At 53.0% G+C, this 13,894-nt stretch carries 11 protein-coding genes and 1 other RNA gene; 6 read left to right on the top strand and 6 right to left on the bottom strand.

Features of this window, described 5'->3' with window-relative positions; translation table 11 throughout:
- Positions 1 to 21: 21 nt before the first annotated feature.
- The 3 genes from FCH32_RS14155 to FCH32_RS14165 all read right to left on the bottom strand — a co-directional run bounded on the left by FCH32_RS14155 (position 22) and on the right by FCH32_RS14165 (position 3,112).
- Positions 22 to 1,257, bottom strand: a complete 1,236-nt coding sequence (locus tag FCH32_RS14155; protein ID WP_174361064.1) for an MFS transporter — start codon at positions 1,255 to 1,257, stop codon at positions 22 to 24.
- Positions 1,258 to 1,496: 239 nt separating this feature from the next.
- Complete coding sequence (locus FCH32_RS14160; RefSeq protein ID WP_117343015.1) at positions 1,497 to 2,708, bottom strand: MFS transporter; 1,212 nt, start codon at positions 2,706 to 2,708, stop codon at positions 1,497 to 1,499.
- Positions 2,709 to 2,755: 47 nt separating this feature from the next.
- Positions 2,756 to 3,112: a YdiL family protein gene (locus FCH32_RS14165; RefSeq protein WP_174361103.1), complete on the bottom strand. Its 357-nt coding sequence runs from the start codon at positions 3,110 to 3,112 to the stop codon at positions 2,756 to 2,758.
- Between the two features lie 272 nt (positions 3,113 to 3,384).
- Between FCH32_RS14165 and FCH32_RS14170 the strand changes: the two genes are divergently transcribed.
- Positions 3,385 to 5,760, top strand: a complete 2,376-nt coding sequence (locus FCH32_RS14170) for a glycoside hydrolase family 3 N-terminal domain-containing protein (protein ID WP_174361065.1) — start codon at positions 3,385 to 3,387, stop codon at positions 5,758 to 5,760.
- Positions 5,761 to 5,763: 3 nt separating this feature from the next.
- On the opposite strand, the gene rprA is transcribed toward FCH32_RS14170, so the two are convergent.
- Both rprA and ydiK read right to left on the bottom strand, forming a co-directional pair.
- Positions 5,764 to 5,871: antisense sRNA RprA (rprA, locus tag FCH32_RS14175), an RNA gene on the bottom strand.
- Positions 5,872 to 6,056: 185 nt separating this feature from the next.
- Entirely contained in the window at positions 6,057 to 7,166 is a 1,110-nt protein-coding gene (ydiK, locus tag FCH32_RS14180) for an AI-2E family transporter YdiK (protein WP_115258636.1), read from the bottom strand.
- A 213-nt stretch (positions 7,167 to 7,379) separates the two neighbouring features.
- Here ydiK and ydiJ point away from each other — a divergent pair, with 213 nt between their 5' ends.
- The 3 genes from ydiJ (at position 7,380) to FCH32_RS14195 (ending at position 11,109) form a co-directional block, all read left to right on the top strand.
- The gene (gene ydiJ, locus FCH32_RS14185; protein ID WP_174361066.1) at positions 7,380 to 10,436 is read left to right on the top strand and encodes a D-2-hydroxyglutarate dehydrogenase YdiJ; all 3,057 of its coding nucleotides are present in this window, start codon (positions 7,380 to 7,382) and stop codon (positions 10,434 to 10,436) included.
- Positions 10,433 to 10,843, top strand: a complete 411-nt coding sequence (gene menI / locus FCH32_RS14190; protein ID WP_096757221.1) for a 1,4-dihydroxy-2-naphthoyl-CoA hydrolase — start codon at positions 10,433 to 10,435, stop codon at positions 10,841 to 10,843. Before ydiJ ends, menI begins: the two co-directional genes overlap by 4 nt.
- Before the next feature lie 77 nt (positions 10,844 to 10,920).
- Positions 10,921 to 11,109, top strand: coding sequence for a YdiH family protein (locus FCH32_RS14195; RefSeq protein WP_135912127.1), 189 nt, complete (start codon positions 10,921 to 10,923; stop codon positions 11,107 to 11,109).
- Positions 11,110 to 11,177: 68 nt separating this feature from the next.
- Here FCH32_RS14195 and FCH32_RS14200 read toward each other — a convergent pair whose 3' ends face one another.
- Positions 11,178 to 12,029, bottom strand: a complete 852-nt coding sequence (locus tag FCH32_RS14200; protein WP_174361067.1) for a Vmh family MBL fold metallo-hydrolase — start codon at positions 12,027 to 12,029, stop codon at positions 11,178 to 11,180.
- A 122-nt stretch (positions 12,030 to 12,151) separates the two neighbouring features.
- On the opposite strand from FCH32_RS14200, the gene FCH32_RS14205 reads away from it, so the two are divergent.
- Together FCH32_RS14205 and sufA are read left to right on the top strand one after the other, a co-directional pair.
- A complete protein-coding gene (locus FCH32_RS14205; RefSeq protein WP_115258632.1) occupies positions 12,152 to 13,027 on the top strand; it encodes a LysR family transcriptional regulator in 876 nt (291 codons plus the stop codon).
- Between the two features lie 496 nt (positions 13,028 to 13,523).
- Positions 13,524 to 13,892 carry a Fe-S cluster assembly scaffold SufA gene (gene sufA, locus FCH32_RS14210; protein ID WP_135912125.1) on the top strand — a complete coding sequence of 123 codons (369 nt, stop codon included), beginning with the start codon at positions 13,524 to 13,526 and terminating at the stop codon, positions 13,890 to 13,892.
- The last annotated feature ends 2 nt before the right edge of the window (positions 13,893 to 13,894 follow it).

A 13,894-nucleotide genomic window follows, 5' to 3' on the forward strand; every position in this document is an offset into this window, starting at 1 on the left:
TTTTAACTCCTTGTGAACTCTTTATTGAAAATAACGTTCGCCCAACCGCACATCGTTTTTGGGTATATCAAATACGCGGTAGTAACGGATAAAGACGATAATGGCCGTGATAAATGCCAGCAGGGCAAAGACCAGATCGAGCAAAATAATGTATTGCAGGCCGATGTTAGACAGGTATCCGGTGATCAGCGGGATAATGAAGTTGGCAACGCCGCCCATCATCATATAAACGCTGGTGACTTTGGCTTTGCTCTTCGGGAAGAACTCCGACATCACCGAGACGCCCAGTTGTAAAATACCGCCAGCGGCAGAGAACCCGATGAGAAATGAGCCTGCGTTACAGACCAGCGGCGAGGGGTACAAATAGATCACCGTTGCTGTAATCGTTGCCAGCCCGGCGTTAAAGACGTTGGCCCAGATCGGACGGACTAATTTCTTCAGCAGTGCAGCAAAAATAAACACGCAGACCAGGGAACCCATACTGTAGTAAGAGATGGTTTTCAGCGCGTCGGCTTCGGCCATCCCGGCAAAAGCCATGGCGTATTTCGGCATCCACACCACGATGACGTAAAAGGTTGAAAATGCGGCCACGCCGAACATCACTGATGCCACACCTTCCAGCCACACCAGCGGCTTACTGTTCATCTGCGGCAGATCTTTCGCCACACCTGCGTCCACCACTTGGCTGGGGAAGCGACTCTTGAGCAGCATTAAGGTAATCACCACGAACAGGATGCCCGGGACAATGACGGCATAGCCGTACCAGATATGATTCAATAACATGGTGCTGACAACGAGCGGGTAGATCATCTGCCCAAAAGACACCATCGCCTTCACCAGAATAACCGCCGAACCGGACGCTTTGGGGAAGCACTCCATTAACGCCGGATAGCCACCGGTATCCAGCGCGGAGTTGGCGACGCCCACACAAACCGCCAGAATAAAAGCAATCATCAGATTTGGGCTGGCGGGAATACCGAAGAAGAACAGCATATAAAGAATGACGCCTAACAGGATAATGGCCCGACGACCAAATTTATCGGAGAGTACGCCAAAGAATAAAATACTGACCAGACGGCCCAATCCGATACCGGAAATTAAATAGGCAATCCCCGCATTGTCGGTAGAAAATTTCTCTGCCAGGGAAGTCATGTTTTGTGCCAGCGTAATGACACTAATGCCATGCAGGAAATAACTGAGATAAATACAGGTTATCGCCAGAAGAAATGGCGTATTAAAAGCCTTGCTCTGAGACATTTCGCATAACTCCTTGCAGATTTTAATAGGGTTCATTTTCATCGTGATAATATTGATTGCGATGATGATGTCATTACTATACCGAGTGACGGATGCTGTACCTACATAGCATGACGCTTAAGTGACCAGGTATATTGCATAGCAAAGTGTGAAATTAATTCTTCCTGTTGCCGTTTTGCTGTTGTTTTAAATAGTCCGCAAATTATTTTGCAGACGGGGGGAACAATATTGCATCCGTGCTATTCGGCGAGTGGCGCCATTTTTAATGGATACTTTGTCGCCATGCGACTGCGATAACCAATGAACAGTGCCAGCAAGAAGCCGATGGCAGCCATGCCGGTATCAAACCACATGATATGGGCAATGCTGGATTGTGAGAGTTTTGCCGTAATCAAGGGAATGGTGAAAGTGGCAATACTGCCCGCACTGTAATAAATCCCGGTGGCTTTCCCCTTGGCATGCGGGAAGCGCGCCGCCATCAGCGTTAGCCCGATTTGCACCACGCCGCCAGCAGATGAAAAACCGATGACAAAAGCAAACGCGATCACCACCGTTGGCGTAGGGTGCAGGCAGACCGCCAGCAGAGCAATAAACGAGATGAAGGTGTAAAGCATTAACAGCGTCGGTGCGCGTTCGGCCTTCCTCGCCAGCGGGGCGGTGATCAGCACGCACAGTAGCGAACCGCACGTGTAAACGCTCAACAGCTTGATGGATAACGTATAGGACATGCCAGCGACAAACTGACCGTACTGAGCCAGCCACTGGCTCACCAGGTAAAAGGTGGCCATTGAGATGTAGCCGTACAGGGTGTAGCTGCCAAGATCGATCAGGGAACAACGATGCGTAGCCATCGTTGTTTCGGGTGCTTCCTTGACGGTGGGTTGGCGTCCCGGATGCGCAGGAAATCGGCAGCGAAATAAAAATATGCCGTTGGAAATCATGATGCCTGCCGCCAGCAGGAAGGACCAACCAAACCAACATTCGCCCCACACCAACAGGCTGATGACCATCGGCAACAGGAACTGGCCGCTGGAGACAAAGGCTTTAATCAGAATATTCGCGGTGCTGGGTGTGCGGGGAAATGCCTCCATCAGGCTGGGGTATGTTCCCGCATCGAGAAAACTGTTCGCCATCCCGGCTAAAAAACCAAACGCGTAGGCAATGTAAATATTGTGCGTATTGATAATACCCACGAAGAAACAGAGATAGCAGGTCATGCCGAGCAGGATAAACGGCCTGCGCCCATAGCGATCGGAGAGTAAACCCGCCAGTAATAAGACGCTTAATCGACCAATGCCGAGAGAAGAAATGACAATCGACACGCCTGCCGCATTGGTTTGCCACTGTTGTTCCAGTGAGGACATATTGAGGCTCATCAAAATGACCCCCATACCGTGTACCAGATAATTAAGGTACAGCCCTATCGCAGTGGAGAAATAGGTATTTTTCATAATGTGTTACTCAGCGAAGAGGCTAAAGGGTGTGGCGTCGCGGTTTCCTAGCACAAACGCTCGAGGTCATGGGCAAAAAGTTCAACTGCCGTCGATTGATAAATTTTCCAGTCGAGGAAATTATCGTCGTGATAGACCGCCTGAAAAGACATCAGGTCGGGGAAAAAACGCATCGTATTATTACCAATACGATTGTTGATTTTTTCGATGATGGCATTAATTCGCAATTTGCGCTTTGCTTTCATTTCTGCACAGCGCTGTACAATGATCTCTGGTATATCACGATCACCATTTTCCCATTGTTGCCAGGCGGTAACATTGCCATCACCTGCAATATAAATCGCACTTTCTTCCATCGATAGCGCAAAAAGGTGGCGGAATGCCTGCAATTCGAATGCGTTCATCATGTCATCACTTAATAAAAACGGTGGAGTAGTAATAACATTACTGCGAATATTTCAACTTGAAGAAAGTCACAGTATCTTGTGCAATATTATTTGTTATTAATCTGTGAATACGACGGTGATTGGCCTTTCAGGTCGCGAGTAAATCACCCCTTGCGGCCGATCACATTAACTAAATAACGTAATTCCACTGGCTATTTCCGCAATTGTTCACGTTGTCGCGCCTCTTGATACTTGTCAGAGCAATGGTTGATGGAGAGAGGGGAGTTACAATGATGAGTATTTACAAGGATGCAAAACGGCCGGTGCACGAACGCGTGGCTGATTTGCTGGCGCGCATGACACCTGAAGAGAAGTTCGCGCAAATGCATGCTTACTGGTTGGTGCTATCTGAAAAGGGCGACCACCGGGAACGCAGCGACATGAGTGACGAGTTTGCCGGTATGAGCGGTCAGGCGGCACTCACCGAGCGACTGAGAATGGGTGTTGGACAGATTACGCGCCCGCTGGGCACCCATATCGTTGAGGCAAAAACGGGCGTGCGGGCGGCGAATCGTTTACAAAAGATGTTAATGGAAGAGACGCGGCTGGGCATTCCCGCGCTGTTTCATGAGGAGTGCCTGGTGGGGTTGTTATGTAAAGATGCCACCCTGTTTCCCTCGTCGCTGAACTACGGTTCAACCTGGGATCCTGAACTGGTCAAGCGTGCCGCCAGGCAGATTGGCCTGGAGGCGCGTTCAACCGGATGCCGCCAGGGGCTGGCACCGGTGCTGGATGTCTCACGCGATGTCCGCTGGGGTAGGACGGAAGAAACCTTTGGTGAAGATCCATGGCTAGTGGGGGTGATGGCCTGTGCCTATGTGCAGGGCTTACAGGGCGAAAAACGCGATGTGCTGGCGACGCTGAAGCATTATGTCGGGCATTCGTTCAGCGAAGGTGCGCGCAACCATGCGCCGGTGCATCTGGGATTCTGTGAGCTTAACGATACCTTCCTGCTGCCGTTCGAGATGGCGGTTAAATTGGCCAATGCCGGATCGGTAATGCCTGCCTATCATGATATTGATAACCAGCCGGGGCACAGTGACAATTATCTGTTAACCACCGTTTTGCGCGAGCAATGGGGATTTGATGGGATTATTGTGGCGGATTACGGTGGTGTGAGTTTGCTGCATCAGCATCATGGCGTGTCGCATGATGCTGCGCAATCTGCAGCGCTGGCCTTTAATGCCGGGTTGGACGTTGAGTTGCCGAAAGACGACTGCGCCCGCCATTTAGCTACGGCGGTTGAGCGTCGACTGATGACCATGACCAAAGTCGATGAGATTGTCTCCCGCATCCTGACGGAGAAATTCCGACTTGGCCTGTTCGAACAGCCGTATACCGATGTATCCGCGATTGACCTACAGTCCGATGAGGCACGCAAGGCAGCGCGTGATGTTGCCACTAGCTCGATAACGCTACTGGAAAATAACGGTATTTTGCCGCTGCAGGGCAGACCGCGCGTTGCGGTGATCGGCCCCACGGCGGACGATCCGCTGGCGCTGCTCAGTGGTTACAGCTTCCCGGTGCATCTGATCATCAGCGATATGGCCGACAGCGCCGTGCAGGTGACGACCCCGCTGTCCGCGCTGCGCCACTATTTGGGCGATGACCATATCGACTATGCGAAGGGCTGTCATATCATAGAGAAACGGTTGGCGGGCGCACCGGTGTTTCCCGGTGACAGCAGTGGCAAACTGATGCAGTCCTCCCCGGTCTCCACTGACCAACGTTTGATTCCTGAAGCGGTTGCCGTCGCCCGTCGCAACGATGTGGTGGTGGTCTGTGTCGGCGATCTGGCCGGACTTTTCCAGAGCGGCACGGTGGGAGAAGGCTCGGATACAGACAGCCTCACTCTGCCGGGTGTACAGCAACAACTACTGGAGGCTCTGGTGGCGACGGGTAAACCGGTTGTTGTGGTGATGACAGGCGGTAGGCCATACAACCTACAGGGGCTGGAGGACCATGTCGCCGGGCTGTTAGGGGCCTGGGCGCCGGGTCAGGAAGGTGGCTGGGCTATTGCCGATGTGCTGACCGGACGGGCTGAGCCGCTGGGCAGGCTGGTGGTTAGCGTGCCGAAAAGCGCAGGTGCTATGCCCTATTACTACAATCACAAACTGAAAAGCGGCGGAACGCCGTTTGCGTTCCACTTTGGATCCCGCTATCCCTTCGGTTACGGCAAAGGCTGGACCGAGTTTGCCTGTGAAGGAATAGCAGCGCTGGCGAAGGATGTCCCGGTGGAAGGCGAGATTGCTTTGCAGGTAAGGTTAAGTAACCGTGGCGAGCGCAGGGGAAGTGAAGTGGTGCAGGTGTATGTCCACGATAAAGTGGCTTCGATGGTACGCCCCGTTAAAGAGCTGAAAGCGTTTCAACGCCTCACGCTGGAGCCCGGTGCACGCGCGACGCTGACCTTTTATGTGCCGGTGGATATGCTTAACTTCACCCGCCGGGATGGCAAACGGGTGGTTGAACCTGGCGAGTTCGACCTGATGGTCGGGAATTCATCTGCGAACATCTGGGCGAGCACGACGGTCAATGTGGTTGGTACGCTACAGATTATGCCGAAGAATTGGCAGATGATGAGCCGCTGCGTGGTGAGCTGCGAGTAAATGTTAAAAAAAAGCCCATCGTGGGAGATGGGCAAAGACTACACACAGCAATTCGTTGTTTCACTCAGGGGATTTCCATGCTTATAAATCAATGTGTTGATCTAAAGCCTTGAGACAATAGTAGGCATGTCGATTTTTCACGTCGATCAGATTCATCTCAATAGTTTAAAAACTGTAAAGAAATTGCGACACAAATGAGAGTTTTAAGGCAGGAGGCGTGGGATTGGGGCAATGAGTGCTGAAGCATCAATAAGCAGCGTTAAACAATCAGGCGGCGATGCCGCCTGATTTCAGGGTTATTTGTTGTTTTCGATTTCAGCGATTTCTTCGAGGATTTCGTCCGGATCGTTACCTGGAGCCGGGGCTTCGTTCACCCAAGCAGAGAACAGACGCCAGGATACTGCCAGGACCACTGGGCCGATAAACAAGCCAATCATGCCGAAGGCAATTAACCCGCCGATGACACCCGACAGGATGAGGATCAGCGGTAAATCGGCGCCCATACGAATCAGCATCGGGCGGATTACGTTATCCAGCGTGCCGACCACGGCACTCCAGACCAGCAGCACCGTGCCCCAGGTGGAGTCCCCCGTCCAGTACAGCCAGATAATGGCCGGGATTAGCACCGGTAGAGGACCCAACTGCACCAGGCAGGACAGGATCATCAACACCGCCAGCAGCGTGGCGTACGGCACACCCGTTACCGCCAGACCAATACCCCCGAGAACGGCCTGCACCAGTGCGGTGACGACCACACCCAATGCCACCGCGCGGATCGCTTGTGCCGCCAGCAAAATAGCAGCATCACCACGCTTAGAAGCCAGGCGACAGGCGAAGTGACGAATCCCTAATGCCACCTGCTCGCCGCGCCAGTAGAGCAGGGCGCTGAACAGCAGCATCAGGCCACAGTGCATCATAAAGCGACCAATGTGCGCGGCCTGACCAACAAACCAGGTCGTTGTGGAACCGATATAAGGACGCACTTTGGCCATAATTGCCGCGCCGCCCATATCCAGCAGGCTGTGCCATGCGCCATAAATTTTGGCACCTACTAACGGAATACTGTTCAGCCACTCCAGGTCCGGCAAGGTCATATCGCCTGCGGTTACGGCATGGATCAACGGTCCGCTACCATCAACAATACTGTTGACCAATAGCGCGATGGGAATGATAAACAAAAGGACCAGCAGCAGGGTCATTACCAGCACGGCCAGAGAACGGCGTCCCCATAACAATTTCTGTATGCGTAGCAAGATAGGCCAGGTCGCAATGACCACGGTTCCAGCCCACGCAAAACCAAGGATAAAGGGCTGCACTATCCATAAACAGGCCACAATCAGGATGGCTAAAAACAGCACCGAGAGCAGCACTTGTGCGATATCCCTGGGCTGACGGAAATTTACCATAAATACTTTTTCACCTTTTCTGTACGTCAGGACGTTGACGCGACGTGAACGCTATAACCCCACCCTATAATGATGAGCAATTTCAGCGGTTTTTAACAGGTAGATTCTGCCTTTAAATCTGCCGGGCGTATTAGAAAAAAATGTGATACAACAAACAAAGCAACACGCAAACGATTAAATTCACAACACAGACCGCAGGAAAGGGTCACTATAATGATTCCACAAATTTCTCAGGCACCTGGTGTCGTTCAACTGGTGCTTAATTTTTTGCAGGCGCTGGAGCAGCAAGGGTTTACGGGCGACACGGCAACGAGCTATGCCGATCGCCTGACAATGTCGACAGATAACAGTATTTATCAGCTTCTTCCTGATGCCGTGGTTTTTCCCCGTTCAACGGCGGATGTGGCGCTGATCGCCCGTCTGGCGGCAGAACCTCTCTTTTCCTCGTTGATTTTTACCCCGCGCGGCGGCGGCACGGGTACCAATGGTCAGGCGCTGAATCAGGGCATTATCGTGGATATGTCCCGTTATATGAGCCGCATTATTGAAATCAATCCGCAGGAGGGTTGGGTACGGGTCGAAGCCGGGGTGATAAAAGACCAGCTTAACCAGTATCTAAAGCAGTACGGCTATTTCTTCGCACCAGAATTGTCGACCAGTAACCGGGCAACGCTTGGCGGGATGATCAACACCGATGCGTCCGGACAGGGCTCGTTGGTATACGGTAAAACCTCCGACCACGTACTGGGCGTACGTGCGGTACTGATGGGTGGCGATATCCTTGATACGCAGCCGATGCCGGTGGAACTGGCTGAAATGCTCGGTAACACCAATACCACCATCGGGCGCATCTATAAGACCGTTTACCAGCGCTGTCGCGAAAATCGTCAGCTGATCGTGGATAAGTTTCCGAAGCTGAATCGGTTTTTAACCGGCTACGATCTGCGGCACGTCTTTAACGATGAGATGACCGAGTTTGATTTAACCCGCATCCTCACCGGTTCCGAGGGCACGCTGGCATTTATTACCGAGGCTCGCCTCGATATCACGCCATTGCCGAAAGTGCGGCGGCTGGTCAACGTCAAATATGACTCATTTGATTCCGCTTTGCGCAATGCCCCGGTAATGGTTGACGCGCGCGCGCTGTCGGTAGAAACCGTGGACTCCAGGGTGCTGAATCTGGCGCGCGAAGACATTGTCTGGCATTCGGTTAGCGAACTGATTACCGATGTACCGAATAAAGAAATGTTGGGACTGAATATCGTCGAGTTTGCCGGTGACGACGAAGCATTGATTGATGAGCAGGTCAGCGCGTTGTGTGAACGCCTGGACGGTTTAATTGCCCGTCAGGAAGCTGGCGTCATTGGCTGGCAGCTGTGTACTGAGCTGGCGGGCGTGGAGCGTATCTACGCGATGCGCAAAAAAGCCGTCGGTCTGCTGGGTAATACAAAAGGGGCCGCCAAGCCGATTCCGTTCGCGGAGGATACCTGCGTACCGCCTGAGCATCTGGCGGATTATATCGCGGAGTTCCGCGCGCTGCTTGACGGCCACGGCCTGAGCTATGGCATGTTTGGTCACGTGGATGCCGGGGTGTTACACGTCAGGCCTGCGCTGGACATGTGCGATCCGCAGCAGGAAGTGCTGATGAAACGCATTTCTGATGACGTGGTGGCATTGACGGCAAAATACGGCGGCCTGCTGTGGGGCGAACACGGCAAAGGATTCCGCGCGGAGTACAGTCCGGCTTTCTTTGGCGATGAATTGTACGGTGAACTGCGCAAGGTTAAGTCGGCGTTTGATCCGCAAAACCGACTGAACCCTGGTAAAATATGCCCACCGGAAGGCGTCGATGCGCCGATGATGAAGGTCGATGCGGTTAAACGCGGTACCTACGATCGCCAGATCCCACTGGCCGTAAGGCAGGAGTGGCGTGGGGCGCTGGAGTGTAACGGCAACGGGTTATGTTTTAACTTCGATGCCAACAGCCCCATGTGCCCGTCGATGAAAATCAGCATGAACCGAATTCACTCCCCCAAAGGACGCGCAACGCTGGTACGGGAATGGTTACGCCTGCTGGCTGACCGCGGCATCGATCCGGTTCGCCTGGAAAAAGAGTTACCGGAAAAAGGTGCCAGCTTGCGCACGTTAATCGCCCGCACGCGTAACAGCTGGCATGCGCGCAAGGGGGAGTACGATTTCTCGCACGAAGTCAAAGAGGCGATGTCCGGCTGTCTGGCGTGTAAAGCGTGTTCCACGCAGTGCCCGATCAAAATTGACGTCCCGGAGTTCCGCTCTCGCTTCCTGCAACTGTACCACACGCGTTATTTACGCCCGCTGCGCGATCATATGGTGGCAACCGTCGAAAGCTATGCGCCGCTAATGGCGCGCGCGCCAAAAACATTCAACTTCTTCATTAACCAGCCGCTGGTGCGTACGCTGGCCAAAAAGCATATTGGCATGGTGGATTTGCCGCTACTGTCCGCGCCGTCGTTACAACGTCAGCTGGTCGGGCACCGCTCCGCCAATATGACGCTGGAACAGCTCGAGCTATTGAGTCAGGAACAGAAAGCCCGCACGGTGCTGGTGGTCCAGGATCCGTTCACCAGCTATTACGATGCGCAGGTGGTAGCTGATTTTATCCGCCTGGTGGAAAAACTCGGTTTACAGCCGGTCCTGCTACCGTTCTCGCCTAATGGCAAGGCGCAGCACATTAAGGGTTTCTTAAACCGTTTTGCCAAAACGGCGAAAAAGACCTCTGAATTTCTCAATCGGGTGGCGACGTTGAACATCCCAATGGTCGGCGTCGATCCGGCGCTGGTATTGTGCTATCGCGATGAATACAAGCTGGCGCTTGGCGAGCAGCGTGGAGACTTCCATGTACTGTTGGTGAACGAGTGGCTGTCAACCGTCCTGGCCTCTCAGCAGCCTGCTGCTGTTGCGGGTGAGCCGTGGTATTTCTTTGGACACTGCACCGAAGTAACGGCCCTGCCGGGTGCGCCAGCGCAGTGGGCGGCCATTTTTGCCAAATTTGGCGCGCAGCTGGAAAACGTCAGTGTCGGGTGCTGCGGCATGGCGGGCACGTACGGTCATGAAGTGAAGAATCACCAGAACTCGCTGGGCATCTATGAGCTATCATGGCATCAGGCGATGCAGCGACTACCGCGCAATCGCTGTCTGGCTGCGGGATATTCTTGTCGCAGCCAGGTGAAACGCGTGGAAGGTACGGGCGTTCGCCACCCATTACAGGCACTGCTGGAGATTATTGGATGATCTGGAAACGTGAAGTTTCACTCGAGGCGCTCAATGCCATGGGTGAGGGAAATATGGTTGGTCTGCTTGATATTCGTTTTGAGCACATTGGTGACGATACGCTGGAAGCCACAATGCCGGTGGATCACCGGACCAAACAGCCTTTCGGTTTGTTACACGGTGGCGCGTCGGTGGTGCTGGCCGAAAGCATTGGCTCGGTAGCCGGCTATTTATGCACTCAAGGTGATCAAAAAGTGGTGGGTCTTGAGGTCAATGCCAACCATATTCGCTCCGCGCGGGAAGGGCGAGTGAGAGGGGTGTGCAGCGCGCTGCATACCGGTTCTCGTCATCAGGTCTGGCAAATCGAAATCTTCGATGAGCAGGGACGGTTATGCTGTACCTCGCGTCTGACGACCGCTATTTTGTGACGCATGTTGCGTTTGGTCATTATCTGCGCAGGGAAAGGTGCTATACTGTGCAGGTTTTGAACACAAGCGAGGATGATATGTCTACCCAATTAGACCCGGCCCAACTGGCAATAGAATTTATACGTCGTGATAACAGCGATCTTTCACCGGCTCAGTACCTGAAAAGACTGAAACAATTAGAGCTGGAGTTTGCTGATTTACTGGCGCTTTCTTCGACTGAACTCAAAGAAGAAATCTATTTTGCCTGGCGGCACGGCGTTCATTGATTCCAGTATGCTTATCGTGATGAAAACCCCGACACCTGTTCGGGGTTATTTTTTGCCTTAAATCGGGTTTACCATTTCATCTCCCCGGTATTGACCTTCGCACTCAGCCCCAGCGAGCTGTCGTCCGCAAGCCCTGGCCATGCCGCCTTCATCGTTTTAATCACATATGCAGACCCTTTTTTTGCGCCCAGCGCCTGCTCAAAAGCGTGCAAGTAATCACCGGTGAAGCGGATCGCTTGATCGCCTGCCGGGCGTTCGCCGATGTAGTGACCGGGGATCACCTCGGTTGGGCGTAAGGTTTGCATTTCGCTCAGCACGTTGCGCCATGCGCGACGCTGTTCAGGAGACTGTGTGTCCGCAGTCCAGACATGAATACCGGAAGCCACGCCGGTGCCGCCGAGGATCGCCCGGTTAGCCGGGATCCAGACATAGGCCGCGTAATCATTTGAGCGGCGCAGTTCCAGCGTTTCACCATCAATGGTAAAGCGTGTCTGCGTCGTGACCTGCGGCACGATGAGCGTCGTTGGTGCGCCGTCTTTCATCTGCGGGCCCCAAAACTGCAGTTTGGCATCTTTGGTAGCACGAATGTGCTCCACGACGTGCGGTGTTGCCAAAATCTTTACCTCGGGAAAGGCGTTAACAATCGGCTGCAGACCAAAATAAAAATCCGGATCGCCAGAGGTGATCACGATGGCCTGCAGTTTTTTGCCGCTGTTGCGAATCATCTGCGCCAGCTTTTCACCGTCTTTGGTGCTGAATTGCGCATCAAATAAAATGGCCTCTTTCGGGCCGGACACCAACGTTGAGGATACCGGGAAAATAGCTTTTTCCTGGGGATTGTAGACGTCAAGCTGGAGTGGTGCGGCGAATACCGGCGAGGCAAACAGAGGTAACAGCAGGGCCAGGGCGTTCACTTTCATGGGGGATAACCTTTTGCAGATGAAATGTCTTTTTCTTGTTCTTTATTTTACGGATATTTGGATCTGTTAGAATTCCTCTATCAGGACATGCTGAGTTTCATAAAACGATCGGATGGGATGCAATGGACAGAGTCATGGCGGCAACGGTGTTTAACCACATCTGCGATTTGGGCAGCCTGAGCGCCGCGGCGCGCGCGCTGGGGCTTTCCCGTCCGATGGTCAGTCGCTATCTCGACGAGATGGAAAAATGGGCGGGTGCAAGGTTAATCCACCGTTCATCGCGTCGGCTGACCATTACGCCCGCGGGGGAAGAGGCGTTAGTGAAGACGCGCTCGCTGGCGCAGCTGTCGCTGGATATTAGCGCCGCCAGCGCAGCAGAGATTCCTTCCGGCACGCTACGTGTGGCTTGCGCGCATTTTACTGCGATGCATATTTTGGCGCCGGTCCTGCCCGTTTTTCTGGCGCGTTTCCCTGAACTGCGCATTGAGGTTGAGATTAACAATCAACCGGTGAGCCTGGTCGGTGAACGTATTGATGCGGCGATCCGCATTACGGATAATCCTGAACCGGGTACTATCGCCCGTCGTCTGGGTGACTGTGAGTCGGTGTTATGCGCCTCTGCGGACTACCTGCGCCAGCATGGCATTCCGCAAACCCTGGACTGTCTCGCCCAGCATAATTGCCTTTACTACAGCGGGTTTGCCGGAAAATCATGGCACTTTGATGATGAGCAGGGCAACGCTGTATCGGTGGCGATAAAGGGAAATCTCAGCGCGGGGATCTCTGCGCTATTATGTGAGTCGGCGTTGGCTGGTATGGGTATTGCGCTGGTGCCGGAACAAGAGGCGCGTGAAGGGCTGGCACGCGGCCAGTTGATCCGGCTTTTGCCCCAACTCAAGCCGCGACGTCTGCCAATTTACGGCTTATACCTGTCTCGTGAGCATCAACCGGCAGGGCTGCGTCTGCTATTGGATGCCCTGCATGAGATTCTGGTCTGAATATGTGAGCTGGGTCTGCCTGTAAATCAGACAAACCGCAGTTTGTGTTAAAAACACGGCGTCAGGTCGTGAGACTATTCTTATCGCCCCTTCAAGAGCTAAGCCATCGTGAGTGCCGGAGATAAGCGCCGGATGGGGTCGGAACCCTTAAGCCTGCTAATAGAGCAGCCTTAAGGGTTTTTTTATTGTCTGTCTGCCGTTTTGCACGCGGTTACCTCTATTTCTCTGTCTTTCCCCTATCTCTTAAATAGACATTTTCTATACATCTTTTTGCGTTTTACCATGCTGAACGATTAACGGTTTGTAACCCATTATTTATCAAAGCATTGAACAAAATAATCCCTCTCTGTAAACCCTCGCCGCAGGGTCTATGCTTAATAAAAGTAACCAAAAAGGGCGGTTAACCCGAATGCCCCTGCTGATCAGGGGTTGAAGTGATAATCATTATCACTAACATGGTGTTGTAGCGTGCAGGTTAATGACTCGAGGTAACCCTATGGAATTGCATTCAGGAACATTTAATCCGAACGATTTTGCATGGCGTGGGTTGACGTTAACGTCAGCCGCAGCGGCGCATATTCGTGAGCTGGTGGCGAAACAGCCCGATATGCTGGGCGTGCGGTTAGGCGTGAAGCAAACAGGATGTGCGGGGTTTGGCTATGTGCTGGATACCGTCAGCCAACCGGAAAAAGACGATCTGGTGTTCGAAACCGATGGCGCCAGGCTGTATGTGCCGTTACAGGCGATGCCGTTTATTGACGGAACCGAAGTCGATTTTGTTCGTGAAGGATTAAATCAGTTATTTAAATTTCATAACCCGAAAGCCCAGAACGAATGCGGCTGTGGCGAAAGTTTTGGGGTATAGGC

It is taken from the genome of Citrobacter gillenii (assembly GCF_013337685.1).
Lineage (GTDB): Bacteria > Pseudomonadota > Gammaproteobacteria > Enterobacterales > Enterobacteriaceae > Citrobacter > Citrobacter gillenii.